This window comes from Cohnella fermenti (genome assembly GCF_004801405.1).
Classification (GTDB): Bacteria; Bacillota; Bacilli; order Paenibacillales; family Paenibacillaceae; genus Cohnella; species Cohnella fermenti.
In genome coordinates this window covers 79747-105343 of sequence record NZ_SSOB01000013.1, presented here as the reverse complement: position 1 = coordinate 105343, position 25597 = coordinate 79747, and the positions used below count along the sequence as shown (strand labels likewise).

The following is a 25597-nucleotide window of genomic DNA, read 5'->3' as shown; positions in this document are numbered from 1 at the left end:
ATTCCACGGAGGCATTATTCCACAGAGGCATTGGCGATATTTTGCTCCAGCAATTCCCCTACTTGCCTTGCTATATCTTCCGTGCCGGCGGTTAATTGACGCAAGACAAAGGATTCCACAATGCCCAAAACCGCCATGCCCAAAAATTTCAAAATAACTTCGGCATCCTTTTCCGGACGGATTCGATGAAGCTTGAGGCTGAGTTGGTGCATGATGAATTGCAGAAGCTGCTTGCGAAAAGAAACCGTGCTGTCACTTCCGAACAAAGCTGCAAAGAAAGCTTGATGCTCCGCGAAATAATGGAACCAGATCACGGTGCCTTCAATAAAGCCCTTCTCTTTTTTCTGTTCGCATATGACGCCCAATTCCTCCAATTGCTTATTCACGATGGAATCCAGCAAATCGTATTTGTCGACATAATGCAGATAAAAGGTTTTGCGGCTGATGTCGGCTCTCTCCGTAATGGATTTTACGGTGATTTTGTCGAATCCATCCTCAAGCAACATAAGCAGAAAAGCCGACTTGATGGCGTTCTGCGATTTTACAATTCTGCGGTCCGTTTGGTTGCTCATGGTACAATCCCTTTCTGTTACTACCCAAACTTCAACAAATGTATAGTACTACATGGAAATCAAAATCTGTCCCTTGAAGTCAGATAAGCAATCTTATAACGTAAATATACACGAGAGTAATAAAACTCTCAAGAGTATAATCATGAAATAACAGGAGGCTCTTTATGTCAGTGAATAAAAAAGAAGTCAAATTCAAGGCGCATGAGCTTATGGTTGCAGGTATTCTAAAATGTGCCCCGAAATGCGGAAAATGAAAAGCATAATCCGGCCATCGTGTGCGTTCATCCTGGCAGCAGTTGCAAAGAACAAACCGCCGGCATTTATGCCGAGAAGCTTGCCGAGCTTGGCTATGTGACGATTGTATTTGATGCGTCTTACCAAGGCGAGAGCGAAGGCGAACCTCGATATGCGGAAGCGCCGGCTGCACGCGTTGAAGATATCCGTTGTGCCGTCGATTATCTGACTGCCCTGGACTTTGTGGATGAGAACCGCATCGGGGTATTGGGCGTATGTGCCGGGGGCGGTTATGCTGTAAATGCCGCCATGACAGAGCGCCGAATTCGGGCGGTGGGAACGGTTGTCGGAGCCAATATAGGACGTGTGCAGCGCGAGAGCGCCGATCCGATCAGGGCCCTGGAGGCCATCGGCCAACAGCGAACGGCGGAAGCCCGCGGAGCGGAGCCGATGATGGTCAATTGGATTCCTTGCAGTCAAGCGGAGAGAGAGAAGGCGGGAATAACGGATATCGATATTGTGGAAGCCGTCGATTATTACACCACGCCGAGAGGGCAGAGCTCGAACTCTCCCAATAAATTGAAGTTTACAAGTTTGGATTCGGTATTGGGGTTTGATGCTTTCCATCTGGCGGAAGAGCTGCTGACTCAACCGCTGCAGATCATTGTAGGCGACAAGCAAGGGGCATTCGGTTCGTACAAGGATGGTCATGAATTGTACCGCAGAGCGGCATCCGCGAAGAAGGACTTGTTCGTTCTTGAGAATGTAAGCCACTACGATCTGTACGACCAGCCGGAGCCCGTTGGACAAGCCGTTGAGAAGCTTAATGCCTTCTATAAAGAAAATCTGTAGAAAAGAAAATCTGTAAAAATCGGCTCGTTGCCCAAACAAAAGAACCGTCCGGGGAGATTAAAGCTGGCCCGGACGGTTCTTCTGATTTGAAATCCTATTCCCCAGGTGATGGATTGGAATCACTTGATCTCCAGCACCTTGTATTCGATATCGCCCATCGGAGCGTTCACGACGACCTTGTCGCCGGAGGTCTTGCCGATCAGCGCGACGCCCATCGGGCTCTCGTACGAGATCTTGTTCGCCAGCACGTCCGCTTCCGCGGCTCCGACGACCTTGTATTCGACATTCTCGTTCATCTCCACGTCGAGCAGCACGACCGTCGTTCCGACCTGGATCTTGTTGTCGCTCTTCGACTGGACGATGCGAGCCTTGCGGAGCATGCCTTCGATCGTCAGGATACGCGTCTCCATGAACGCTTGATCTTCCTTCGCCGAGTGATACTCGCTGTTCTCCTTCAGATCTCCGTAGCTGATCGCCATCTTGATCCGGGCGGCCAGTTCCTTCCGCTTAACCGTCTTGAGCTCTTCCAGCTCCTGCTCGAGCATCAGCTTGCCTTCCGGGGTCAGCATGACTTCGTCGTTGGACATGAGAACCTCTCCTTCACTATCGCTATACGCCTTCGATAAGCATCCGTTCAGCCATACCGTAAGATTTAATAATATCGCTTCCGGAATCGTTTTGTCAATTTCGCTTCGCAGGATGTCGCGCCGGACTTCAGGCGGAAGGGGGAACCGTGAATAGAAAAAAATGGCGACGACGACAATAGGCATGTGAAAACTCGTCAAGCTTGCCGGCCGTTCGGTCGCGATTAGGAGGGAGGCCGCCGGGAAGATGTCGGAAGAGCGGAAGATCACGTTCCTGCAGGCTTGCACGATGATGGCGCTCATGAACGGCTTGTCGGATCATGTGATCGTCAACCCGATGATTCTCGATTCCTCCGGACGCGATTCGTGGATCACCGTGTCTGTCGCAGGCGTTCTCTTCCTCGTATGGAGTCTGATGGTCGTTGCCATTATGCGGATGTCCGGCATGAAGCCGTGGAGGCAATGGCTGCGTTCCGCCACGATGCCGGCCGTCTCCTGGCTGCTGGTCGCTCCCGTCTGCGCGCAATTGTACCTGATCGCGGGCATGACAATCGTTCATACGGCGAGCTGGCACGTGACGAATTATATGCCGGACAGTCCGGAACTGCTGCTTGTCCTCTGCCTGGTGACACTGACGGCATTGCTCGCGATCTGGGGCCTGCGGATCATCGCCATCACGTCCGGCATCCTGCTGCCCGTTGTCATTGCGCTCGGGATGCTTGTCGGCATCGGCAACACGTCGCAGAAGGACTACAAGCTCCTGCTGCCTATTCTCGAGAACGGCTGGCAGCCGGTATGGGATGGAGTCGTCTACGCCGAGGCGGGCTTCGTGGAGCTGCTGCTCTTCGTTCTGCTCCAGCACCATATCTCGGCCAAGGTGAAGGTATGGCAGATGCTTGCGTTCGGCTTGTTCCTGGTAGGAATTATGCTGGGACCGATCATCGGCGGCATCGCCGAATTCGGCCCGAAGGAAGCCGCGCTCCAGATGGAATCTCCTTACGAGCAATGGAGGCTGCTTCGCATCGGGCAATACATCGAGCACTTGGACTTCCTGTCCATCTTCCAATGGCTGTCGGGAGCTGGCGTACGCGTCAGCCTGGCGCTGTTCCTGCTCGTCGATCTGCTGCCGCTCAAGAGCGCCCGCGCGCGGGGCTGGACGATCGTCGGCATTATGCTGAGCTACATTGTCGTCATCCGGTCGCCGATCAACGAATACGACTTCTACCTGTGGATGTACGACTATTACATGCCGATCTCGTTCACGGTGCTGTTCCTGCTGTCGTTCGTATGGATGGCCGTGGCCGCGATCCGGAGGCCGTCGAGGAGGGGGAAGAGTTTATGAGCAGAGGCGAATCTTGCGCGAAGCGGAGCTGGACCGAGGAGGAGCTCGGCGAACTGTTCTCCGGAAGCGCCGATGTCGTGTTCCAGAGCTGCTCCTTCGGAGACAACGGAGACAACCGGGCGCTTCTCCTCTATGCGGACGGATTGTGCGACAGCCGCCTGATCAGCGAAGTCGTCATTCCCGAGCTTCGCCGCCAGTACGACAGCGCGGGCTCGTTCGCGGATGTCGGCAAGGCGCTGGCGGGCGTGCTGCCCGTGATGGGCGAACACTCCGAGCTGTCCAAGGAGCAATTGTGCGAAGCGATCTTCGAAGGGGCCTTGCTGCTGTTCTTCCGCAGCGAGGGAACGTTCTGCCTGCTGGAATATCCGCAGCGGCCGTCGCGGAATCCGTTCGAATCGAGCACCGAGATCTCCATCAAGGGACCGAAGGATTGCTTCATCGAGGACCTCTCCGTCAACATCGCCTTGATCCGCAAGCGAATCCGCAGCGAGTCGCTTCGCGTCGAGAAGTACGTGATCGGAGCGAGGACACGAACGAAGGTGGCGCTGCTCTACTTCCATGACATTCTGAATCCGCAGATACGGCAGGAAGTGCGGCGAAGGCTTGAGAGCTTCGAGGTGGACGGCCTTTATTCCATCGGGCAGATCGAGGAGCGGCTGGTCGGCTCCAGCTTTAAGCTGATGCCGCTGCTCGCCTTCAGCGGCCGCCCGGACATGGCGGTGTCAAGCCTGCTCGCCGGCCGCTTCGTGCTTATCGTGGACGGCAATCCCATGGTGCTGATCGGGCCGGCTGGCCTGGCGTTCATCATGAAGTCTCCCGAGGACATCCACTTTAATTACGCCTATGTCTCGTTCGCCCGCATCATCCGTATTTTCAGCTTATTCCTGTCGATCTTCCTCCCGGCAATCTGGGTTGCCCTGATGGCGTTCCATCAGGATCAGATTCCGTTCCGGCTTATGGCGACGATCTCCGTCGCAAGGCTCGGCTTGCCCTTGTCCGCCCAGATGGAGATGTTCATTCTGATCATGCTCATCGAGATCTTCCGGGAGGCGGGCATCCGGCTTCCTTCCGCGATCGGACAGACGCTGACCTCCATCGGCGGGCTTATCATCGGCGATTCCGCGATCCGCGCCGGACTCGTCTCGCCGTCCGTCGTCGTGGTCGGGGCGATCACGGCCGTCTGCAGCATTACGCTCGTCAACCAGTCGCTCAGCACGATTGTCAGCATCCTGCGCCTCTTCATGTTCGCGCTCGCTTCATTCGCCGGCATGTACGGCGTCATTCTGGGCATCGTGCTGTTGACCGCCTATCTGGCGACCCAGAAGTCGTTCGGCGTCTCCTATCTGTCGCCTACCTCGCCGCTCTCGGTCAAGGATATTGTTCAGGCGAACTTGAAGCTGCCGTGGGCTTGGATGAAGAACAGGCCGACGGTGCTCCATCCGATCGACAAGGACCGGCAAGGAGCGGAAGGGGAATGAAGCTGCGAAGGAGATTCGGCGCGCTCGCCCTTCTTGCGGCGCTCGTGCTGCTGCCGGGGTGCTCGAATTCGCACGATGTGCAGAACATGGCTTACGTCACGGCGATCGGTCTGGATTACGCGGACAACAAATACAAGGTGTACCTGCAGATTCTCAACTTCAACAGCGTTGCCAAGACGGAGAATCCGAATGTTGGCAGGAAAATTCCGATCTGGGTCGGACACGGAGAAGGGGATACGCTGTCACGGGCGTTCACGTCCGTCTCCGAGACGTCGCAGCTCCGGATGTTCTGGGGCCATGTGAAGGTCATCTTCCTGACGGATCGGATTCTGCGCGAGAGCAGCTCCCAGCCGGCCAATTCGATCAACCGGAATCGCGAGATCCGGTATAACATCTACCTCTTCGGGACGAAGGAGAACCTGGACGACATTCTGTCGGAGCCGTCGCTCCTGGATCTGTCGCCATTGGACACGCTGGCCTACAACGGCTCCCAGGCCGTCTCGGAACGGTTCTTTACGCTCCCGATGACCGGCAACCGGTTCGTCTCGCTCGTCAGCGAGCCCGGAGACGCGGCATGGATGCCCTCGGTGGAGCTGGAGCAGAAGAGCTGGACCGAAGACGAGAAGCCCAAGAAGATGTTCCGCGTGTCGGGGTCTTACTTCTTCCGGAAGGGGAAGATGACCGCCTGGCTTCCCGATGTCGACGCCGTGGGGATGAGATGGAAGGAGAAGGGGCTGGAGGGCATCCCGCTTCGGGTGCCCGCGGCAGGGAAGCCGCTTGCGGTCGTCAACGTCATGCGTCCGGAATATAAGGCGACTCCCGTTCTCGAGGGAGGCGACGTGCGCTTCGATATTCGCGTGAAGGCGGCGGGCTTCATCTACGAGATCTTCGAGAACCGCTCCGTGGCCGACATTGAACGGGAGACGGCGAAGGTCATAAAGGAAGAGATCGAGATGACGTTCCGCAAGGGAGCGGAGCAAGGGTGCGACCCGTTCGGCCTGCGCCAGACGCTGTATCGCACGCATCCTCGTGTGTTCAAGAGCCTGTCGGACAAAAAAGGGTTTATCTTAACAAAGGAGTCGCTTCGGAATGTCAACGTTACGGTCCATATTCGCAATATCGGCAAGCTGAAGGGGCGGGTGCAATAGCCGATCTCGTCCGAATCGCAGATGCGGAAGCGCGGTTCGGGCGAGCGCGCAGGGCGAGTTGTTCGGCGGCTAACGATGTGCTTGACAAAGTGACACTTTCCACGGTACAAGCTGCGACTTGTACGAATATGCTGTTATTCAGCGATGGGAGGTGATTACACGATGTCGATTCAATTTCTGGACGGAAGATTGTCCATTCATCGGAGCAACAGCGCGGGAGCCGATGCCTTGACGACGACTCCCCTCTTCATCGGGGATTTGGGGCTGCAGGTGATCGGCGCCATTCCGACAGGCAATGCGGCCAACGTACGGGCGGCCTTGAGCGGCACGGTCGGTATCGAGATGGTCGACTCGGGCATCTTTATCGATATTACGATCACGGTGGAACGCAATTCCAACGGTACGGCAGGAACCGGAGTCGTTATCCTGTCCGAAGTGCTGTCGACGAACGGCGTTGGCGCGTTCTCGCCGATCAGCGTCAATGCGGGCGACTTCCCGCCGGAAGCCGATGTACTGGCCGGGCAGATTCGCTATTCGATGTTTATTGAGGCATCGGAGGGAGGAGCGACGCTCAGAGGACCGGTCGTCTTTAACGGCTACGCAACTGCAGGGGCGACAACGTAATCGGCTCCAGGAAAGGGAAGCTTGTATCAATCAAACAGCGGCAGTCCTGCTGTACGGCACAGCCCGGACTGCCGCTGACGATAATAATTAATGATAATAATTAATGACATAAAGTTTACATAAATAATATTACGTCAATTAAGCAAAGCCCGATGCGTTTCTGCCAATCCCCGAGCCAGAGCAAACTCGGCTTCCCAGCCGAGGAGCCGAGCGGCCTTGGCAGGGTTCAGGCAACTGTTCCGAATGTCTCCGCTGCGACTCTCCGTCCGCTCTATGGCCGCCGGCGAACCGTGAACAGCCGAGAGCAGGGCGGCGAGCTGCCGAATCGATGTTTTCCTCCCTGTGCCGATGTTGATTATTTGTTTGTCTCCCAGACGCACGGCCGCAGCGTTAGCCCGGACGACGTCGCGGACGTAGACGAAGTCCCGCGTCTGCTCGCCGTCGCCGTGAACGACAAGCGGCAGATCGCGCTGCAGCCGATCGAGGAAAATCGCCACCACGCCGCCTTCGCCGACGGCACGCTGCCGGGGACCGTACACGTTGCCGTAGCGCAGGATCGTGTAATTCAGCCCGGTCAGCCGCGAGTAGAGTCGGATGTAGCGCTCTGCCGTGTCCTTGGACAGTCCGTAGAAGGAGAGCGGAGCGGGCGGCGATTCCTCCGAGATTCGTTCGTGCGGCAGATCGCCGTAGACGGCCGACGACGAAGAGAAGACGAGCTTGCCCGCTCCGGCGCTGCGGCACGCTTCGAGAAGCCTGAGCGTTCCGACGACATTGGTGTCGGCGTCCGCGGAAGGGGACAGGAGGGAGGGCCCGACGCCGATCTGGGCAGCCAGGTGGAAGACGCAGTCCGGCGCGCAGCGAAGCAGCAGCTCCGCGCTCTCGTCCGCGCGAATGTCGCCGATATGCAGCTTGGCCTCCCGGTTGACATTGCGCTCCAACCCCGAGACGAGATTGTCGAGCACATGAACTTCCGCCCCGTTGCGGATCAAATAATCGGTCAGATGGGAACCGATGAAGCCCGCCCCTCCTGTAATGAACGCTCTCACGACGATCCCTCCCGCATTCGCGAATCCGAGCCTGTCGTGTATCGTACGCTCTTCAAGGCGAATCGGCTTGTACAGGCGCCTCTGCGGCGGAAGCACAATTCGGAGGAGGGAGGGGGCACGAGACGCTGAAGGCGAGATGCCCGGATTTTCCGGATTTCGTTGCGCTGCGAGGACGATTGGAGGACGTGTGATCTCGAATATGACGAATACGATTTTGCGGGTCGGGACCCGATTGGCAGCTTGTACTGGATTAAGCGATAAGTCATTTGGTATAATGCATTATTATAATTAAGAAAGCAGGACTGGATCATGGGACGCAAATGGAACAACATCAAGAACAAGAAAGCGTCGAAGGACGCGAGCAATAGCAAGATTTATGCCAAGTTCGGGATCGAGATCTACGTTGCCGCCAAGAAGGGCGAGCCGGACCCGGAAGCGAATCGCGCGCTTAAGGTTGTCCTTGAGCGTGCCAAGACGTACAACGTGCCGAAGGCGATCATCGACCGCGCTCTGGACAAGGCGAAGGGGTCCGGGGAAGAGAACTACGTCGAGCTGCGGTACGAAGGGTTCGGCCCGAACGGCTCGATGATTATCGTCGATACGCTGACGAACAATGTCAACCGCACGGCAGCCTCCGTTCGCGCCGCATTCAGCAAGAATGGCGGCAATATGGGCGTCAACGGTTCGGTCGCTTATATGTTCGATGCCGCGGCCGTCATCGGCCTGACCGGCAAGTCGGTGGATGACGTCATCGAGCTGCTGCTCGACAAGGACGTCGACGTGCGCGATGTCGTGGAGGAAGACGAATCGGTCGTCGTGTACGCCGATCCGGAGCAATTCCACGCGGTCCAGGACGCGATCAAGAGCATGGGGGTCACGGAATTCACCGTGGCCGAGCTGACGATGATTCCGCAGAACTACGTGGAGCTGCCGGAGGAGGCGCTGCCTTCGTTCGAGAAGATTATCGACGCGCTCGACGACCTGGAGGACGTTCAACAGGTGTACCACAACGTGGAGCTGCCGGAAGAGGACGAGGACTAAAGTCAATTCGAATCGAAGCGGCAGGAACAAGGCGGACAGGGGCCCGGAATCGGGAGCTCTGTCCGTTTTTTGTGCGGGATGGGGGTGCGGACGGGCGATTCTATGCGAAAAATCACATACGTTCGGGGGAAAAAGGAGCTTTGCGGCGCAACGAATGCGAAAAACCGCATATATGGAGGCAATACGGACCCGAAGTCCCCGTATAGATGCGAAAAATCACATAAAATGCCTCGATCCATCAGGAAAACGCGCCGACGAATGCGATAAATCGCATAAAATCGTATAAAACGCCGAATCGGACCGGGGAATCGGAACGGGGAATCGCAACAGGGAGGCGGGCGGGTCAGGGAATCGAACCGGGGGAATCGGAACAGGGAGGAGAGCTGTTCAGGGGCGACAATGGTGACGGGTCGTGGGGGGGGGGGGCGCCCGATTCCGCCGTCTCGTCCATGCTTCCGCGTGCTTGCGCGAATATGTTGATTAAGGGGGAAAAACGGCTGCGGGAGGGATGGCAGTGAAAAGAGGGACAACATGGACAACAGAGACAACGTGTCGGTTCATGAGGCTGCCGGGGAGGTGAAGCCGGCGAGCGCACGGCCGCTGCTGCTGTATGTCCATATTCCGAAGACGGCCGGAACGAGCGTCGCTGCGATGTTCCATGAGCAATTCCAGGAGAAGCTGGGTGTCGTCGATATGGGGAATCGGGAGCATTGGCTGAACGTTCTGAAGCTCCTGCCTTGCCGCTACGATTGCCTGATCGGGCACTTCGCTTACGGCCTTCACGCGGAGCTCGCCCGTTCTTGCGAATACGCCTCGATGATGAGGAATCCGATCGCTGCGATGGTGTCCTACCATTCCTACATCGTCAGAAGAACGGACCATCCGCTTCATGCCTGCATGGGCGACGGCAGCCTGGAGCACTTTCTGAGCTTGCCCGCCGAGACGCTGGCCGTGTTCCGCAATTATCAGACGGCGATGCTCACCGGCAAGCCGGGCGCGTCCGCGGAGGAGACGATCAGGCTGATCGAGCGGGAGTACCCGATTGTCGGGACGGTCGAGCAGCTCGAAGAGACGGTGTTCCTGCTGCAGCAGCGGTACGGCTGGGGAGATATCCATATGCGCCGGGAGAATGTCGGGAACAGCGCGGTGCAACGGAACAAGCTCCGGCCGACGGAATATCGTCGGATCGCGGAGCTTGTCGGCGTTGATCTGATGGTTTACGCCTATGTCCGGGCGAGGATGGAGAAGACGGTACAGGCGCTTCCGAAGCAGCAGCAATCGGCCATCCGCGAATTCAAGGCGACCGGCCTGCTGCATCTATAGGCCGCGAACCCCGCCGAGGCTGGCGCCGCGCACGAAGAAGCGGTCGATGCTCTTCTCCACGGCAGGGTCGGGAACAAGCGGCGGCGCGTGGTGCGGCTTCAGGCGAATGTCGAGAATGACGTTGTCGCAGCCCCAGTGCTTGTGGTCGAACGCGGCGTTCACGCCGTGAATGTCGTGGGACGGGTTGCTTCTTGTGAAGGCGACCCAGAGGAAGTTCGCCAGGCTGTCCGCGACGAAGCCGCTGTCGTCGCAGACGAGCAGCAGCGGGCAGCCGTCGAGTCCGCCGCGCGAGCGCAGCTCCTCGGCGAGCCCGCCGAGCTCGCGGCCGGCCAACTCGTAGCTGCCGAACGCGGCCGCCTGCAGCGCGACGACGCCGGGCATGACGAGGCGGGCGTGCTCGAAGCCGCGAAGGCCGCGCAGCGATTCGGGCACGTCGCGGCACAGCTCGCGCCGGGCGTCGCCGTAGGCGGCGAACACAACCTTGCTGCCGCCGTTCAGCTCGCCGCCCGAATAGTCGAGCGTGTCGATCGTTGTGTTCGTATGGAAGTGCAGGTCGCGCCGCAGGTCGATTCTCTCGAGGATATAAGCCAGGAACTCCTCGATGTTATGCGTGTCGAGCGGCCGTTCGTCCTCGGCGGTGATGAACAGGTACTTCGCGAGGCTGAGCTGATTCGTGCCGAGAATTCGGCTGGCGATCGTGAGCAGCTCGGTCGGCTTCTTCGTCTTCATGTACGGCGTATACCGTTCGCTGCCGATCGCGAGCAGCAGGGGATGGACGCCTGCGGCATCGACCGCATGGACTTCCTTCACCCCGGGAATCTCGCCGCTGATCGCGTCCCCGGTAATCTCGTGGATCAGCTCGCCGAAGGACGTGTCCTCCTGCGGCGGGCGGCCGACGACGGTGAACGGCCAGATCGCGTTCTTCTTCGCGTACACCTTGCGAACCTTCATGACCGGGAACGGGTGAACAAGGCTGTAATAGCCGAGATGGTCGCCGAACGGCCCTTCCGGCTTCGTCTCCAGCGGATGCAGCTCGCCCGTGATGACGAAGTCCGCGTCGTTGCTGACGAAGAAGCCGTCTTGATAGCTGTAGCGGAACCGGCGTCCGCCGAGCAGGCCGGCGAACAGCAGCTCGCTCAAGCCTTCGGGAAGCGGCATGACCGCGGACAGCATGTGCGCGGGCGGGCCGCCGACGAAGCAGCTGACCTTGAGCGGCTCGCCCCGGCGGGTCGCCTTCTCCTGGTGGATGCCGATGCCGCGATGAATCTGGTAATGCACGCCGACTTCCTCGTTCAGGCGGTAGTCGTTGCCGCTGAGCTGGATACGGTACATCCCGAGATTGGCGTTCATGGCGCCCGGCTTGTCCGGGTCCTCGGAATACACCTGCGGAAGCGTAATGAACGCGCCGCCGTCGTCCGGCCAGTGACGGATGAGGGGGAGGTCCGAGATGCGGATCTGCTGCTCCGCCACGGGGAAGCCGCCGGCTTGCTTCATCGGCAGCGCCTTGAGCGCGGCGAAGCCCGACGAGAGGTTGCGCAGCGGGTGCTTCAGCGCCTGCATCGGGTCGTCGCGCAGCCGCACGATCTGCTGCACCGCTTCCAGCGTATGGCGGAAGATGAACTTGCTCCGCTCGAGCGTGCCGAACAGATTCGAGACGGCCGGGAACCGGGAGCCCCCCACCTTCTCGAACAAGAGGGCGGGGCCGCCGGCTTCGTATACTCGCAGATGGACGGCCGCCATCTCGAGATGGGGATCGATCTCTTCGCGCACTCTGACGAGATGTCCGTGCCGTTCCAGGTCGAGCACGCATTCTTCCAAGCTCTTATACATAAACGATAGTCTCCTAGCCACAATGGGGAAAAGTAAATTGAAGTCCGAGTATGTCCAGAATAGCGCATGTGGCGGGCGATCTCAACCGTGCCGACCGCTCCCGACCGCGCGTATCGTCAGAACATGCTCCAGCTCATCTCCTTGGAGATCGTCTCGAGCAGATGGACGCCCGCGCAGCTGTTCCCCTTGGCGTTAAGCGCCGGGCCGACGACGCCGATGCCGAGCCGGCCCGGAACGATCGCGAGAACGCCGCCGGACACGCCGCTCTTGGCGGGCAGGCCGACCTGAATCGCGAATTCGCCGGACGCGTTGTACATGCCGCACGTCGTCATGAACGTCTTCGCGATCTGCACGCAGCGCCTCGGGATGAGCGTCTCGCCGGTAAGCGGATCGACGCCGCCGCAGGCGAGCACAAGCGCCATGCGGGCCAGGTCGGCGCAGTCGACCTGAATGGAGCAATGCCGGAAGTAGACGTCGAGCACCTCGTCCACCTTGCCTTCGAGCACGCCGTGATCCCTCAGCAGATAAGCCATCGAGCGGTTCAGGTCGCCGGTCTCGGATTCCGACAGGTACACGCCGGTGTCGTACGCGAGCCGGCTGTTGCCTGCCAGCCGCCGGAAGAACTGCAGGATGCGGGCCGACTTCTCCGCGGGGGAGCTTCCGCGGATCAGCGAAGAGACGGTGATCGCTCCGGCGTTGATGAGCGGGTTGAACGGGATGCCGGGCTGCACGAGCTCCAGCTTCAGCATCGAGTTGAAGTTGTCTCCGGTCGGCTCCATGCCGACCTTGGCGAATACGGCGGCTTCGCCGTTGTCCATCAGGGCGAGGATGAGCGTGAATACTTTGGAGATGCTCTGAAGAGTGAAGCGCAGCTCGCTGTCCCCGGACGAGGCGGCCTTGCCGTCGGCGGCGAGAATCGTAATGCCGAGCGCATCCTTGGGCGCCTTGGACAGCTCGGGAATGTAGGAGGCGACCTTGCCTCCGGAGGTGTAGGGACGGCTCGCCGCCACCCAGGCGTCCAGCCGCCGCTCCAACAATTGCATCTCGCTCGTGTTCTCCATATCGTTCACTTTACCGTTCCCATTGTCCATGGCGCTCGAGCTCCTCTGTTCGCGGCCGTTCATGTTCGGCAGATGCGATTGCCGGCCGCTCTTGTATAGGCTATTATCGGATTATTCGCGAAGCTTATGAAGGCCCAAACGGGCCATACTAATCAGGATTCCGTCGCTTCATGACCGGAAGGGGAGTGGGCAGAAGCATGAAGCTTATCTTGCTCGGAACGGGCGCCGGACGCCCGACGCTTGAACGCAATGTCACCTCGATCGCGCTGCAATTCCCGGAGCGCCGCAACCGCTTCTGGCTGTTCGATGCCGGAGAAGGCACGCAGCATCAATTGCTCGGCCGGAAGGAGCTTAAGCTGAGCAAGCTGGAGGCCGTCTTCATCACGCATCTTCACGGCGATCATCTGTACGGCTTGCCGGGGCTGCTCACCAGCCGCTCCTTCATTGAAGGAGCGGGCAAGCTGACCGTCTACGGGCCGGCGGGGATAAGCGCCTATCTGGAGGGCATCTTCGCGGCAAGCGAGGTGCGGCTGGACTACGAGCTCGAGATCGTCGAGCTGGAAGACGAGCGGACGGAACTGGACGCCGGCTTCTGCCGAATCGTCGCCATGGAGCTGGACCATCGGATTCGCTGCCTCGGCTACCGGATCGTCGAATCGCCGAGATGCGGCGCGCTCGATACGGAGAAGCTCGCCCGCCTCGGCCTGCCTCCCGGCCCGGAGTACGGCCTGCTGAAGCGCGGCGAGTCGGTGACGCTCGCGGACGGAACGACGGTGCGCCCCGGGGATGTGCTGGCCGATCCGACGCCGGGCGCGACCGTAACGATTCTCGGGGACACGGCGCCGTGCGGCAATGCATTCGAACTCGGCAGGGAAGCGGATCTTCTCGTTCACGAGGCGACGTTCGCGGCCGGCCTGGAGGAGAAGGCGGCGGCTTACGGGCATTCGACCATCGCGCAGGCGTGCGGCATCGCGCTGAAGTCGGAAGCGAAGCGGCTTGTGGTGACGCACTTCAGCGCGAGATACGCGAAGGAGGACGTCCGGCGGATGGTCGAAGAGGCTCGGTCGATTTTCCCAGAGGTGTATGCCGCCCATGACGGCGCGGAGTTCGATGTGCGGACAGGTTTTATAAATAATTAAGAATTCGCTCCTGAATTCTTAAGACGCGGGGAGTACAATGTTCCTTAGAGCGTTGCAAGATTCGTTATGGAGGATTCGCGGAAGATGAGATCGACATTCAGAGTTACCCTAACCTTATTTATCGTGTTTCTGGCGGCGGTTGTGGCATTCGGCATTCTGCACACCCGGGCGGACGAGAAGAAGAACGACAGCGGCGAAGCTTCGCCGAGCTCGTCGGCATCCGAATCTGCATCCGAATCGGCAGCTCCTTCCGGATCAGCCGCCGATTCCGGCTCCGGCGCGGCCGCGGTTGCGGAAGACCAACTCGTGAACGTGCAAGGCGTCAACTACATCGTCTCCGGCGGCGAAGCGGCTTCGCTGTTCGTCTACAACAAGAGCGCCGCCGATCAGTATGCGAATGCGCTCAACCGATTCAAGGCAAGCATCGACGCTTCGGTCCGGGTGTATTCGCTCCTGGTTCCGACGGCGGGGGAATTCTCGGACAGCGAGCTGGCGAAGAACAATTCCGACTCGCAGAAGGAGGCGTTCGCCCATATCGGCGAGCTGCTGGACCCGGGAATCGTTCAGGTGGACGCGTACGACGCGCTCGCGAGCCATCTCGACGACTACGTGTATTACCGGACCGACCATCACTGGACCGCGCTCGGCGCCTATTACGCATACAAGGTATTCGCGGAGGCAACCGGGGAGCAGCCGGCTTCGCTGGACGACTTCAAGGAAGGAACGATCGGCGACTTCCTCGGCAGCGAGTACAAGACGCTTCAGCTCGAGGAGCTGAAGGCGAATCCGGATACGATCGTTTATTACACTCCGACATCGGACTACGAGTACACCGCCTATTCGACGAAGAACGCTCCGCTGAACCGCGACCTCGTGAACGCGAAGTATGCGAACGACACGAACGGCCTGTACGCGGTGTTCATGGGCGGAGACACGCCGTGGGGGGAGATAACGACCGAGAGCGCCAGCGGGCGAACCCTTCTCGTCGTCAAGGATTCCTATGCCAACGCCTTTATCCCGTATCTGCTGGATCATTATTCCAAGATTTATTACGTCGATCCGCGTTCGTACACGGGCAATCTGACGGACTTCGCAACCGAGAAGCAGGCGACGGACGTGCTGTTCCTGAACAATGCCACGGTTGCCCGAATTACGGGGATTGCGGAGTTGATCGATTCCCTCTTATGAGCGATGACCGATGACCGACAAGGCGCCAGCCGCGCAAAATCGTTTGAGCAGTTTGATTGCATTCGGGGACGAGTGCGGTTAAACTGCTTTTTGTGCGCATTATATGTTAACGAAAGCGACACAAACTTTTGACAGAATCTTGTTAGGTGTCAAATGAAGAGGAATCGCGGTCCAAATTGTGTTAGCATGGGGTAGTGGGTTTGTAGAGAGAAAACGGAAGGAGTGTTCGTGCATGCGCGCGCAAGCCGACCGTCTCGGCTACGAGATATCGGTCAAGTCGGTCACCAATATCGTATTCGAGACCATTAAAATAGGAATCATCAAATCGAATCTTATCTCCATGTTCGCCGGCCTGTGCATGGCGCTGTACGTCTCGGACGCGTCGTTCTTCGACAAAATCGGCGAGATCGTTCTGGCGCTTGTCGGGACCACGTTCGTCATCGGCGCGGCGGGGGCGTTCAACAACGTCTACGACCGGGACATCGACATTGTCATGGAGCGGACGCGCAAGCGGCCGACGGTCACGGGCCAGGTCAGCGCGAGGAACGCGATTCTCGTCGGCTCGATCCTGTCGGTCGCCGGTCTCGTTCTGCTCGCCCTGGCTTCCTGGGAGGCGGCCCTGTTCGGCTTCCTCGGCTTGTTCCTGTACGTCGTTCCTTACACGATGTGGACGAAGCGGAGAACGGTGTACAACACGGAGGTCGGAAGCTTGTCCGGGGCGACGCCGCCGCTGATCGGCTGGGCCGCCATCTCGAGCGATCTCAGCCATCCGGCGCTGCTCGCGATCTTCCTGCTGATGCTCGTCTGGCAGATGCCGCACTTCTACGCAATCGCCATCCGGCGCATGGAGGAGTACCGGTCGGCGGGCGTCCCGATGCTTCCGGTCGTCTACGGCCTTCGCCGCACGTATTACCAGCAGAACTTCTACCTTGTTCTTCTGATCGCGACAAGCGCGCTGTTCTGGTCGTTCAGCCCGACCATCGCCGTCGTCAACGCCGTCGTCAGCGCCGTATGGCTCGGACTGAGCGTCGCCGGTTATCGGCGCATGCCGGAGAGCGGCTGGTCGAAGACGATGTTTATTTTCTCCCTGTATCATATGACATTCATTATGCTGATCATCATCGGTTACTCGCTGATTAAACCCTTGTTCTGATTCGAACGAACCGCCCATCGGCCGTCTCCGGCCGGTGGGCGGTTTTGGGTTGTGCGGCGAATTGTGGTACGATGCCAGAGACAATGTTCTAGATAAGGCGGGAAACAGGAATGAAGACGACGGGAATGCAAGCGCAAGGGATGAATACGCAAGAACCAGCAAAGCCTCAGCAAACCGATACGACCGGCCGCAGCACCTATCGCTTCAGCGAAGCCCCGATCTGGGAGCTGCAGCGGCAATATTACGAGAAGTTCGGTCTGGATGCCTGGCGCAACGATCAGGTGCCGCAATACATCACGAGCAACCCGATGATCGGAACGGCATATGCGGACATTCTGTTCGGCATGCTTCAAGACTTGGCCGCACGCGGCCGGACGGACGAGCCGGTGGTTGTCGTTGAGCTCGGAGCGGGGGCGGGGCGCTTCGCCGGCCAAGTGCTGCACTCGCTCGGCGAGCTCATCGCATACGCCGGAGAGGACATCAAGCTGCCTCCGTACCGCTATATCATGACGGATCTGGCGGCGGACAACGTCGCCGGGTGGCAGCGCCATCCCGTGCTTGCGCCGCATGTTGCGGCCGGACGCCTGGACTTCGCCCGCTTCGACGTGGTGCGGGACACGGAGCTTCGGCTCGCCGTATCGGGAGAGACGATCCGCCCGGGAGAGCTGAACCAGCCGCTCCTGATTATCGCCAATTACCTCTTCGACAGCCTCCCGCAGGAGCTGCTCTATATCGGGGAAGGGCAGATTTACGAATGCGACGTGGAGATCGAAGCGCCGGACGCGGACGGGGCGTTGTCGTCGGCGGATGCGCTGGCCGCGATCAGAATGAGCTATGTCAATCGCAGAGCTCCCGAATACGACCGGCCGGATTACCCGTACCGGGGCGTTATCGACCTGTACCGGCAGGAGCTTGAGGACTCCCATGTGCTGTTCCCGGAGGAAGCGCTGCGCTGCCTGGAACGGCTCCATGCCTTGTCCTCGGCGGGATTCGTCCTGATTACCGCGGACAAGGGGGACCACCTGACGGACGATTGGCGATTCGCCGAGCCGCCCAACCTCGTCCTGCACGGCGGCAGCTTCTCGCTGACAGCCAACTACCACGCGATCAATCGCGCGTATGAGGAGCGGGGGGCGCTGGCGCTTTTCCCGGAGCATCATTACAAGAACCTCAACGTCGGCTGTCTGCTCATGCTCGAGAACCCCGGCGGCTTCGTGAACGCGAAGCTGGCGTATCGGCGTTCCGTCGAACGGTTCGGCCCGGACGACTTCTTCAGCCTGAAGCTGTGGATGGATCGAAGCCTGGAGTTCTTGGGGATGCAGCAGGTGCTCGCCTTCTGGCGGCTCGGCCGCTACGACGCGGAATGGTTTATCCAGAGCGCGAAGCGCATCTCCGAGCTTCTTCCGGAGGCAAGCGACGAGGAGAAGCTCGACATCGAGCTTGGCATTCGCCGGATGTGGGCAGCTTATTACGAGATGCCGCAGAGGTACGATCTGGCGCTGGACGTCGGGATGCTGCTGTTCGAGATGGATCGCATGGGCGATGCCCGCCTCTTCCTGGAGAGATCCGTGGCCGAAGCGCAGGAAGAGCCCGATCCGATGGTGTACTATTGCCTCGCGATCTGCTGTCTGGAGCAAGAGGAGGAGGAACGCGCGGCCTCGTATTTGCGCCTGGCGCTGAAGCAGGAGCCGGACCATCCGGAAGCGAACGAACTGCTTGACGCGTTGACGAACAAGGAGGAGTAGACCGTGGCACCGGAAGCGAGCAAGGTTCCCTACGGGTACGAACCGCCTCAGGAGCGGACGAAGGGGACGCTGATCTGCTACGATTCGTTCGAGCGGGCGGAGGAAGCCGAGTTGAATGCGGAGTTGGACACGGCGGCGCGGATCGCGGAGGAGCGCTCGTTCGCGCGGCTTGTGCTGTATCCGATTCACGAAGAGACGATGCGGCGAATGGGGAGCTCTCCGGTGGAGGCGTATTACAAACGGGAGAAAATGCTGCTCGAGTGGCAGCGGACGAGAGGGGAATCGTGGATCGCGGTCGACAGGTGGGAGGGGAAGCGGAAGAAGTATACGCCGATGGACCAAGCGCTTCGCCATCTGACGGAGACGCTGCCGGCGCCGTACTTCCTGCTCCTGACGCCGGACATTGCGAACGCGTTCGCCTCCTTCTCCTCGTTCGAGGAGTGGATCGTCAAGCTTCGGCTGATTGTGACGGGACCGCCGGAGCGGCCGCACCCGAAGCTGCTGCAATTCCGCGAGCGCTGGGAGCTTGCGGAGGGTCCCCGCTCCTAATTCTGCGTATCGCGCTCACTCCAAAAAAACGTCAGGCGGAAATCGCCCTGACGTTTTTTTGGGGTTCGCCCGTCGTCCGATCCGACGCTTCGGGCGATTTTATGCGGTTTTTCGGTGACTCAACGCATTTTATGTGAATTTTCACATTCATCGGCGGCGATTTCGCAGAATCGGGGTGTTTTATGCGGTTTTTCGCATACATTTCGTCATTCGGGCCGGAATTGCCGCCATGAATGTGATTTTTCACATTCGTTGCGCCTCGCAGCCGCTTTTTCCTTCGCATGAATGTGAAATTTCGCATAAAATCCCGGCAGCGGGGCGGCAGCGGGGCGGCAGCGGGGCGGGGCAGCGCAGTCGGTTGCGGGGCGGCAGCGGAGTCGCCATCCATGCGGGCACCGGGCGGGATCGGCGCCCGGCTTAGGTCTCGTAAAGCACGCGGCCGGTCTGCGACAGGTCGTAGCCGGAGATCGCTTGAAGCTCGCGAAGGAACGCTTCCGAGCGCAGGATACGCAGGACGGCCTCGATCCATTCGAGGTTGTCCGGCCGCTTCAGCAGCACGAGGTCGTATCGCTCCTGAATCAGCGGGATGAAGTCGATGCCTCCGACGATCGCCGCCGCCTTCTCGATGCCGATCCCGACATCCGCCTCGCCGGACGCGACCTTGCCTGCCACCCCGAGGTGATTGTTCTCCTCCCAGTCGTACCCGTCCAGCTTGGAGCCGGCGATGCCGTGCAGCCGCAGTTGCTCGTCGAGCAGGACACGCGCGCCGGCGCCGCGTTCGCGGTTGACGAAGCGCAGGCCCGGCTGACCGAGGTCGCTCCAGCCGCGAAGCTGCTTCGGGTTGCCCTTCTCCACGTAAAGCCCGGCGCGTCGGCTCAGCAGGTTCACGACCAGATAGGAGGAGCCGATGAGCAGCTTGCGGATGTACGGCAGGTTGTATTCCCCCGTATCCCCGTCGAGCAGGTGTGTGCTGACGATGTCCGATTCGCCCCGGTACATCGAGATCAGGCTGTCGAGGCTCCCCACATAAGAGCGAAGCGGCCGCACCCCCGGGATGCTCTTCTCCATATGCTTGGCGAGAATGTCGAGGCTGACGTCCTGCCCGGTAATGACGAGCGGCCGCAAGCTTCCGGACGCGTTGACGGGCCTCGGCGGCTCCTCCGCCGGCTCGCGGATTCCCTTGGAGCGCCGCTTGTACGCATCGAGGTCGGAAGCGTCGACGCGCATCTGCTTGCCAACCCGATAGGCGGGAAGCTCGCCCTTCTTGATCAGGTCATACACCGTAAGCTTGGAGATCTTCAGCAGCTTCGCAATCTCTTCCGTCGTGTACGATATGTCTTCGGTCATCGGAATTCTCCTTGGAATATTGGTCGATCGTACAAGTAAATGCCGTGTTTCCTATATTGTAACACAATTCCGTGAAGGCAGGGTTGTCAGGGCCATCGGCGCTTTGTATGATAATGTTTAGTTATAGATGAATATAAACAGATATAAATGGAGAGGTGTGGGAGCGATGAAGATGTGGAGCAAAAGCGTCCTGTCCCTGATGATGGCAGGTGCGATGGTTGTCGTCGCGGCTTGCGGGAACAACGGCGATGCGAAGGAGCAGACGCCGTCCGCCGAGAAGGTCGAGCTGACGATCTCGGCCGCAGCCAGCCTGACGGACGCCATGACCGATATTCAGCAAGCCTACGCCGAGCAGGCGCCGAACGTGACGCTGACGTTCAACTTCGGGGCGTCCGGCGCGCTGCAGCAGCAGATCGAGGAGGGAGCGCCGGCCGATCTGTTCCTCTCCGCAGCGACGAAGAACATGACGGCGCTCGTCGATAAGGGCCTCATCGAGCAGGATCAGACGGTGACTCTGCTGAACAACGAGCTTGTTGCGGTCGTGCCGAAGGAGGGCGGACCGGACATCGCGGGCGCAGCCGATCTGTCGAGCGACTCCGTGAAGTTCATCGCGATCGGCATCCCCGAGAGCGTGCCCGCCGGCCAATACGCCCAGGACTCCCTGACGGCGTCCGGACTGTGGGATTCCTTGCAGAAGAAGCTCGTTCAAGGCAAGGACGTCAAGCAGGTGCTGCAGTACGTCGAGACCGGCAACGCCGACGTCGGCTTCGTCTACAAGACGGATGCGCTCGTCTCGGATAAAGTCAAGATCGCGTATACCGTCGACCCGGCGACCTACAAGAAGGTCGAATACCCGATCGGCATCGTCAAGGCGAGCGCCCATCAAGAAGCTGCGGCAGCGTTCTACGAGTACCTCCAGTCCGAGGACGCGATGAGCATCTTCACCGGATACGGGTTCTCGGCGCCTAACGAATAAAGATGACCTGGGCGGATTACGGAACGCCGATCAAGCTGTCGCTGCAAGTCACGCTGCTCGCCAGCATCTTCGTCATGATCGTCGGAGTGTTCGTTGCCAGAGGGATGAGCCGGTCCCGCTTCCGGGGCAAGGTGCTGCTGGAGACGGCCTTCATGCTGCCTCTGGTGCTTCCTCCGACCGTCGTCGGCTTCCTTCTGCTTATGCTGCTGGGGCGGAGGAGCTGGATCGGCCAATTCATCGAATGGCTGTTCCGCGCTCCGATTGTGTTCAGTTGGTGGGCGGCGGTCGTGGCGGCGGTCGTCGTCTCGTTCCCGCTCGTGTACCAGTCGATCCGGGTCGGCTTCGATTCCGTCGACCGCAGCCTCGAAGAAGCGGCCCGCTCGAACGGGGCGAACGAATGGCAAGTATTCCGTTACGTCACGCTTCCGCTCAGCTCCCGCTCGCTCGTCACCGCCTACATTCTGGGCTTCACCAGAGGACTCGGGGAATTCGGGGCGACGCTGATGATCGCCGGGAACATTCCGGGACGGACGCAGACGCTGCCGACCGCGATCTACGTCGCCGTCGATTCGGGCCATACCGAGCTTGCCTGGGCGTGGACCGGGACGATTCTTGCGATCTCGTTCCTGATGCTGCTTGCCACGGGACGAGGCTCCCGGAGCTCCGGCTCCGGCACGAGAAGCCGATAACGAAGGGCCGATTCCGGAAGGGATCGGCTCTTCGCCGTTCGGCGGGCCGATAAACGCGTTTGGTGCGAATCCGCATAATACCTCTTCCCGCGTGGAACGATGGGGATGTTCGTCCGTAGTAAGTGGGTAGGACATTTTCTAACATTAAACTCCCTCTGGGAAAAGGAAGATCTGCTTGGGACTAAATCTGTTGCTCGTCGCGCTGCTTATCGTACTTACCGCCTTCTTCGTCGCCACGGAATTCGCCATCGTCAAGCTGCGCTCCAGCCGTGTCGATCAGCTCGTCTTGGAAGGGAAGAAGAATGCGCTCGCCGTGCGGAAGGTGACCTCCAATCTGGACGCTTACTTGTCGGCGTGTCAGCTCGGCATTACGATTACGGCGCTCGGCCTCGGCTGGCTCGGGGAACCGACGATCGAGAAGCTGCTTCACCCGCTGTTTAACGCTTTGGCGCTCAGCGAGAGCGCCAGCCACGTCATCTCGTTCGCGGTCGCGTTCGTCGTCATGACTTATCTGCACGTGGTGCTCGGGGAGCTGGCGCCGAAGACGGCGGCGATCGTGAAGGCGGAGCAAGTCGCCCTGTTCACCGCTCCGATCATCATTTACTTCTACAAAATCATGTATCCGTTCATCTGGGCGCTCAACGGCTCGGCTCGCGGCTTCGTGAAGCTGTTCGGCATGCAGCCGGTCAAGGAGCACGAGGAGGCCCATTCCGAGGACGAGATCCGGATCATCCTGTCGGAGAGCTATGAGAGCGGGAAGATCAACAAGACCGAATACGGCTACGTAAACCGGATCTTCACGTTCGACGAGCTGCTCGCCCGCGAGATTATGGTGCCGCGAACCGACATGGTGTGCCTGTACACGGACAAGACGGTCGAAGAGAATCGCAGCATCATCAAGAGGGAACAGTACACGAGGTTCCCGGTCGCCCAAGGGGACAAGGACCACATCGTCGGCGTTCTGAACACCAAACGTTTTTTCCTCAGTTATGACAATGACCCGAACTTCGATTATCGCTCGCTTATTCAGCCGATCATGGCCGTCCCGGATGCAATGCCGGTCAAGACGCTGCTGCGCAAGATGCAGCAGGAGAACGTCCACCTCGCCATTCTGCTCGACGAGTACGGGGGCACCTCCGGGCTTATTACGATCGAGGACATTCTCGAGGAGATCGTCGGGGAGATCCGCGACGAATTCGACAAGGACGAAGGCAGGGAGATCGAGCCGCTCGGCGACAATCGATACCTGGTGGAAGGGACCGCGCTGATCGAGGAAGTGAACCGGGTCGTCGGCACGCGCATCGAAGACGAGGACGTCGATTCCATCGGCGGCTGGCTGTACAATCACGAGCCGGAGCTGCCCGTCGGAACGGCGCGGCGCTACGGCAACGTTACCTTCATTATCCGGGAGAAGGGGCAGCACCGGGTGCGCAAGATCGAGATCGCGATAGACGACGAGAGTCATTAAGCAATGACAAACCTCGTATAATTCGGTAAGATAGATAGGAATTGAATAGGAGTTCAGGTTCCTTCGCCGTGCGCGCAAGGAATAATAGGGAAGCGGGTGAGAGTCCCGCGCGGTCCCGCCGCTGTATGAGAGGAGCGTTCGCTACGAAGCCACTGGCCAACCGGGAAGGCAGCGAACGCGATGAATCTTGAGCCAGAAGACCTGCCTGAATGACGACACCATTAACTCTACGAGCGATAGGGGGTGTTCCGTTCATGCCAGCTTGTCTGGGCGCAGTCGTGAGCCGAACCTCTCAACCATTCCGGTTGAGAGGTTTTTTGGATCGGCGGGGCTGCGAGGCGGGCGAGTCCGGCAGGAAGCTGGCGGGAAGAGAATACCGGTGAGGGACAGAATTGCAACGACAGGAATAGAGAGGTTCATTGCATGAGAAAAACTAGCAGGGTTATGCGGCTGGCGACCGGTTGCCTGGCCGTGACGGCGCTCTTCTCGTATGCGAGTCCGGTGCAGGGGGTTGCTCTCGCAGCGGCTCCCGAATATGGAGGGCGGCTCGGCAGCTTAAGCGGGAGCTATGCGGATGCGGCTTCGGTGTCGCCATGGGCAGCGGACGCGATGGCGAACGCCGCGGCGCAAGGCTATGTGCAGGGAAGCAACGGCAGGCTGAATCCGCAGACGGCGGTTACGCGGGCCGAATTCGCCAAGCTCCTGACGAGTGCGCTTGGGCTGTCCGCTTCGCCGGTGAAGACGAACGGCTTCGCGGACGTATCCGCGGACAAGTGGTTCTACGGTTACGTGAACACGGCCTATCAGGCGGGCTTCGTGAGCGGGTACGGCAACAGGTTTAACCCGAACGAGAGCATCACGCGCGAGCAGATGGCTTCGATTGTCGCGAGAGCGCTAAGGCTTGAAGCGGCGTCGGAGGCGGAAGCGAAGCCGGAAGCGGAGGCGGCTGGCGAAGCGGGAGCAGGAGCGGGAGGCGGGAGCGTTGCCGGCGAAGGGACGGGCGATGGCGGCGAGGCGTTGGCGGACCTGGGCCGGGTGTCCGGTTGGGCGGAGGCGGACGTTCGGAAGACGCTTGCTTACGGGATCATGCAGGGCCAGGGAGATCGCTTCGCCCCGTTTGATTCCGTCACCCGCGAGATGGCGGTTGTCGTCGTCATGCGAGCGTCCGACTACCGCCTCGAGCATCCGATCGTTCAGGCGGAGGCGTCCGAACGGCAGGAGATCGTTCGCCGCCGGCTCGTCTCTGCCGCCGCTTATTTGCAGCGGACGGTCGCAAGCCCTGCGGTGAGCAGCATCGGCGGGGAGTGGACGATCGTCGGCCTCGCCCGTTCCGGCGAGCCGATCGATCCGGCGTATTACGCGAAGTACGAGGCCAACCTGATGAACGCCTTGGTCGATGCGGAGGGCAATCTTCATTCGGTGAAGTACACCGAATACGATCGCGTTATTCTTGCCCTGACCGCTCTCGGGAAGCGAGCGGACGAGGCGGACGGGTTCGATCTGCTCGCGAAGCTGGCCGACTACGAGCAGTTGATCAAGCAAGGGGTCAACGGGCCGATCTTCGCCCTGCTTGCGCTCGACAGCAAGGGGTACGCCATTCCGCAGAACGACGGCGTCAAGACGCAGACGACTCGGGAATTGCTCGTCGACTTCATCCTGAACCGCGAGATCGCGGGCGGAGGATGGGCGCTCGGCGCGAAGGAGACGGTTGCCGATCCGGACGTTACGGCGATGGCGCTTCAGGCGCTGACGCCTTACTATGATTCGAGCGCGGAGGCGAGAAGCGCGGTCGATCGCGGCGTCGCCCTGCTGTCCGCCGCGCAACTGGCGGACGGAGGCTTCGCGAGCGCGCAGTCCGTCAATTCGCAGAGCGTCGCGCAGGTCGTCATCGCGCTGACCGGCCTTGGCATCGACCCCGGCGCGGACGCGAGGTTCGTGAAGAACGGGCGCTCGGCGCTGGATGCGCTGCTCGGCTTCGCGGACGTGTCCGGCGGCTTCTATCCGATTCTTGCCGGAGGAATCGCGAGCGGCGGCTCCGAGCCGGGCATCGTGGACACGATGGCGACCGAGCAGGCGCTGCTCGCTCTCGTCGCTTACGACCGCTATGCGAGCGGAAGCGGCCGTCTCTACGACATGACGGACGTCTGAATGCCGAGCGGATCGGTCAGGGGGCGGCGCTTCGCACGGGAGCGGATCAGGGTGGCAGGC

Annotated in this window: 21 protein-coding genes, 1 pseudogene and 1 riboswitch; of the genes and pseudogenes, 16 read left to right on the top strand and 6 right to left on the bottom strand. The window is 59.9% G+C overall.

Annotated elements, in window-relative coordinates; genetic code table 11:
- Positions 1-14: 14 nt before the first annotated feature.
- A complete protein-coding gene (locus E6C55_RS12160; protein WP_136370066.1) occupies positions 15-572 on the bottom strand; it encodes a TetR/AcrR family transcriptional regulator C-terminal domain-containing protein in 558 nt (185 codons plus the stop codon).
- Between the two features lie 164 nt (positions 573-736).
- Between E6C55_RS12160 and E6C55_RS12155 the strand changes: the two are divergent.
- A pseudogene (locus E6C55_RS12155) lies at positions 737-1658 on the top strand (alpha/beta hydrolase).
- A gap of 119 nt (positions 1659-1777) precedes the next feature.
- On the opposite strand, the gene greA reads toward E6C55_RS12155, so the two are convergent.
- The gene (greA, locus tag E6C55_RS12150; RefSeq protein ID WP_136370065.1) at positions 1778-2245 is read right to left on the bottom strand and encodes a transcription elongation factor GreA; all 468 of its coding nucleotides are present in this window, start codon (positions 2243-2245) and stop codon (positions 1778-1780) included.
- A 244-nt stretch (positions 2246-2489) separates the two neighbouring features.
- On the opposite strand from greA, the gene E6C55_RS12145 reads away from it, so the two are divergent.
- The 4 genes from E6C55_RS12145 (at position 2490) to E6C55_RS12130 (ending at position 6834) form a co-directional block, all read left to right on the top strand.
- Positions 2490-3584, top strand: coding sequence for an endospore germination permease (locus E6C55_RS12145; RefSeq protein ID WP_136370064.1), 1095 nt, complete (start codon positions 2490-2492; stop codon positions 3582-3584).
- On the top strand, positions 3581-5062 hold the full coding sequence (locus E6C55_RS12140; protein WP_136370063.1) for a spore germination protein: 1482 nt from the start codon (positions 3581-3583) through the stop codon (positions 5060-5062). Before E6C55_RS12145 ends, E6C55_RS12140 begins: the two co-directional genes overlap by 4 nt.
- A complete protein-coding gene (locus tag E6C55_RS12135; protein ID WP_136370062.1) occupies positions 5059-6210 on the top strand; it encodes a Ger(x)C family spore germination protein in 1152 nt (383 codons plus the stop codon). The genes E6C55_RS12140 and E6C55_RS12135 overlap by 4 nt, the downstream gene beginning before the upstream one ends.
- 162 nt (positions 6211-6372) lie before the next feature.
- Positions 6373-6834 (top strand): hypothetical protein, encoded by a 462-nt coding sequence (locus E6C55_RS12130; RefSeq protein ID WP_136370061.1) that lies wholly within the window; start codon positions 6373-6375, stop codon positions 6832-6834.
- 134 nt (positions 6835-6968) lie between these two features.
- Here E6C55_RS12130 and E6C55_RS12125 read toward each other — a convergent pair whose 3' ends face one another.
- Entirely contained in the window at positions 6969-7880 is a 912-nt protein-coding gene (locus tag E6C55_RS12125; protein WP_136370060.1) for an NAD-dependent epimerase/dehydratase family protein, read from the bottom strand.
- Between the two features lie 309 nt (positions 7881-8189).
- On the opposite strand from E6C55_RS12125, the gene E6C55_RS12120 reads away from it, so the two are divergent.
- Both E6C55_RS12120 and E6C55_RS12115 read left to right on the top strand, forming a co-directional pair.
- A complete protein-coding gene (locus E6C55_RS12120) occupies positions 8190-8921 on the top strand; it encodes a YebC/PmpR family DNA-binding transcriptional regulator (RefSeq protein WP_136370059.1) in 732 nt (243 codons plus the stop codon).
- Positions 8922-9452: 531 nt separating this feature from the next.
- The gene (locus E6C55_RS12115) at positions 9453-10244 is read left to right on the top strand and encodes a hypothetical protein (RefSeq protein WP_136370058.1); all 792 of its coding nucleotides are present in this window, start codon (positions 9453-9455) and stop codon (positions 10242-10244) included.
- On the opposite strand, the gene E6C55_RS12110 is transcribed toward E6C55_RS12115, so the two are convergent.
- Together E6C55_RS12110 and glsA are read right to left on the bottom strand one after the other, a co-directional pair.
- The gene (locus E6C55_RS12110) at positions 10239-12074 is read right to left on the bottom strand and encodes a UbiD family decarboxylase (RefSeq protein ID WP_136370057.1); all 1836 of its coding nucleotides are present in this window, start codon (positions 12072-12074) and stop codon (positions 10239-10241) included. The genes E6C55_RS12115 and E6C55_RS12110 overlap by 6 nt on opposite strands.
- Positions 12075-12190: 116 nt before the next feature.
- Positions 12191-13135, bottom strand: coding sequence for a glutaminase A (gene glsA / locus E6C55_RS12105; protein WP_136370133.1), 945 nt, complete (start codon positions 13133-13135; stop codon positions 12191-12193).
- A 197-nt stretch (positions 13136-13332) separates the two neighbouring features.
- Here glsA and rnz point away from each other — a divergent pair, with 197 nt between their 5' ends.
- The 5 genes from rnz to E6C55_RS12080 all read left to right on the top strand — a co-directional run bounded on the left by rnz (position 13333) and on the right by E6C55_RS12080 (position 18909).
- The gene (rnz, locus tag E6C55_RS12100) at positions 13333-14274 is read left to right on the top strand and encodes a ribonuclease Z (protein ID WP_136370056.1); all 942 of its coding nucleotides are present in this window, start codon (positions 13333-13335) and stop codon (positions 14272-14274) included.
- An 84-nt stretch (positions 14275-14358) separates the two neighbouring features.
- Positions 14359-15462 carry a DHHW family protein gene (locus E6C55_RS12095; RefSeq protein ID WP_168735600.1) on the top strand — a complete coding sequence of 368 codons (1104 nt, stop codon included), beginning with the start codon at positions 14359-14361 and terminating at the stop codon, positions 15460-15462.
- Positions 15463-15694: 232 nt separating this feature from the next.
- Entirely contained in the window at positions 15695-16615 is a 921-nt protein-coding gene (gene cyoE / locus E6C55_RS12090) for a heme o synthase (RefSeq protein ID WP_136370054.1), read from the top strand.
- Between the two features lie 140 nt (positions 16616-16755).
- Positions 16756-18360, top strand: a complete 1605-nt coding sequence (locus E6C55_RS12085) for an SAM-dependent methyltransferase (RefSeq protein ID WP_136370132.1) — start codon at positions 16756-16758, stop codon at positions 18358-18360.
- Between the two features lie 3 nt (positions 18361-18363).
- Positions 18364-18909, top strand: a complete 546-nt coding sequence (locus E6C55_RS12080; RefSeq protein ID WP_136370053.1) for a hypothetical protein — start codon at positions 18364-18366, stop codon at positions 18907-18909.
- A 417-nt stretch (positions 18910-19326) separates the two neighbouring features.
- Here E6C55_RS12080 and E6C55_RS12075 read toward each other — a convergent pair whose 3' ends face one another.
- On the bottom strand, positions 19327-20256 hold the full coding sequence (locus E6C55_RS12075) for a helix-turn-helix transcriptional regulator (protein ID WP_136370052.1): 930 nt from the start codon (positions 20254-20256) through the stop codon (positions 19327-19329).
- 166 nt (positions 20257-20422) lie between these two features.
- Here E6C55_RS12075 and modA point away from each other — a divergent pair, with 166 nt between their 5' ends.
- The 4 genes from modA to E6C55_RS12055 all read left to right on the top strand — a co-directional run bounded on the left by modA (position 20423) and on the right by E6C55_RS12055 (position 25537).
- Entirely contained in the window at positions 20423-21232 is an 810-nt protein-coding gene (modA, locus tag E6C55_RS12070) for a molybdate ABC transporter substrate-binding protein (RefSeq protein WP_136370051.1), read from the top strand.
- 2 nt (positions 21233-21234) lie between these two features.
- Complete coding sequence (modB, locus tag E6C55_RS12065) at positions 21235-21921, top strand: molybdate ABC transporter permease subunit (RefSeq protein ID WP_136370050.1); 687 nt, start codon at positions 21235-21237, stop codon at positions 21919-21921.
- Between the two features lie 175 nt (positions 21922-22096).
- A complete protein-coding gene (locus E6C55_RS12060; protein ID WP_136370049.1) occupies positions 22097-23389 on the top strand; it encodes a hemolysin family protein in 1293 nt (430 codons plus the stop codon).
- 38 nt (positions 23390-23427) lie between these two features.
- Positions 23428-23612: riboswitch (cobalamin riboswitch) on the top strand.
- 200 nt (positions 23613-23812) lie between these two features.
- Positions 23813-25537 carry an S-layer homology domain-containing protein gene (locus tag E6C55_RS12055; protein WP_136370048.1) on the top strand — a complete coding sequence of 575 codons (1725 nt, stop codon included), beginning with the start codon at positions 23813-23815 and terminating at the stop codon, positions 25535-25537.
- Positions 25538-25597: the final 60 nt, after the last annotated feature.

Coding starts and splice junctions, on each gene's coding strand:
- cyoE (WP_136370054.1), top strand. CDS start 15,695: ATGCGCGCGCAAGCCGACCGTCTCGGCTACGAGATATCGGTCAAGTCG.
- E6C55_RS12160 (WP_136370066.1), bottom strand. CDS start 572: ATGAGCAACCAAACGGACCGCAGAATTGTAAAATCGCAGAACGCCATC.
- rnz (WP_136370056.1), top strand. CDS start 13,333: ATGAAGCTTATCTTGCTCGGAACGGGCGCCGGACGCCCGACGCTTGAA.
- E6C55_RS12115 (WP_136370058.1), top strand. CDS start 9,453: ATGGACAACAGAGACAACGTGTCGGTTCATGAGGCTGCCGGGGAGGTG.
- E6C55_RS12095 (WP_168735600.1), top strand. CDS start 14,359: ATGAGATCGACATTCAGAGTTACCCTAACCTTATTTATCGTGTTTCTG.
- glsA (WP_136370133.1), bottom strand. CDS start 13,135: ATGGAGAACACGAGCGAGATGCAATTGTTGGAGCGGCGGCTGGACGCC.
- modA (WP_136370051.1), top strand. CDS start 20,423: ATGAAGATGTGGAGCAAAAGCGTCCTGTCCCTGATGATGGCAGGTGCG.
- E6C55_RS12140 (WP_136370063.1), top strand. CDS start 3,581: ATGAGCAGAGGCGAATCTTGCGCGAAGCGGAGCTGGACCGAGGAGGAG.
- E6C55_RS12110 (WP_136370057.1), bottom strand. CDS start 12,074: ATGTATAAGAGCTTGGAAGAATGCGTGCTCGACCTGGAACGGCACGGA.
- E6C55_RS12085 (WP_136370132.1), top strand. CDS start 16,756: ATGAATACGCAAGAACCAGCAAAGCCTCAGCAAACCGATACGACCGGC.
- E6C55_RS12075 (WP_136370052.1), bottom strand. CDS start 20,256: ATGACCGAAGACATATCGTACACGACGGAAGAGATTGCGAAGCTGCTG.
- E6C55_RS12120 (WP_136370059.1), top strand. CDS start 8,190: ATGGGACGCAAATGGAACAACATCAAGAACAAGAAAGCGTCGAAGGAC.
- E6C55_RS12055 (WP_136370048.1), top strand. CDS start 23,813: ATGAGAAAAACTAGCAGGGTTATGCGGCTGGCGACCGGTTGCCTGGCC.
- greA (WP_136370065.1), bottom strand. CDS start 2,245: ATGTCCAACGACGAAGTCATGCTGACCCCGGAAGGCAAGCTGATGCTC.
- E6C55_RS12135 (WP_136370062.1), top strand. CDS start 5,059: ATGAAGCTGCGAAGGAGATTCGGCGCGCTCGCCCTTCTTGCGGCGCTC.
- E6C55_RS12130 (WP_136370061.1), top strand. CDS start 6,373: ATGTCGATTCAATTTCTGGACGGAAGATTGTCCATTCATCGGAGCAAC.
- modB (WP_136370050.1), top strand. CDS start 21,235: ATGACCTGGGCGGATTACGGAACGCCGATCAAGCTGTCGCTGCAAGTC.
- E6C55_RS12145 (WP_136370064.1), top strand. CDS start 2,490: ATGTCGGAAGAGCGGAAGATCACGTTCCTGCAGGCTTGCACGATGATG.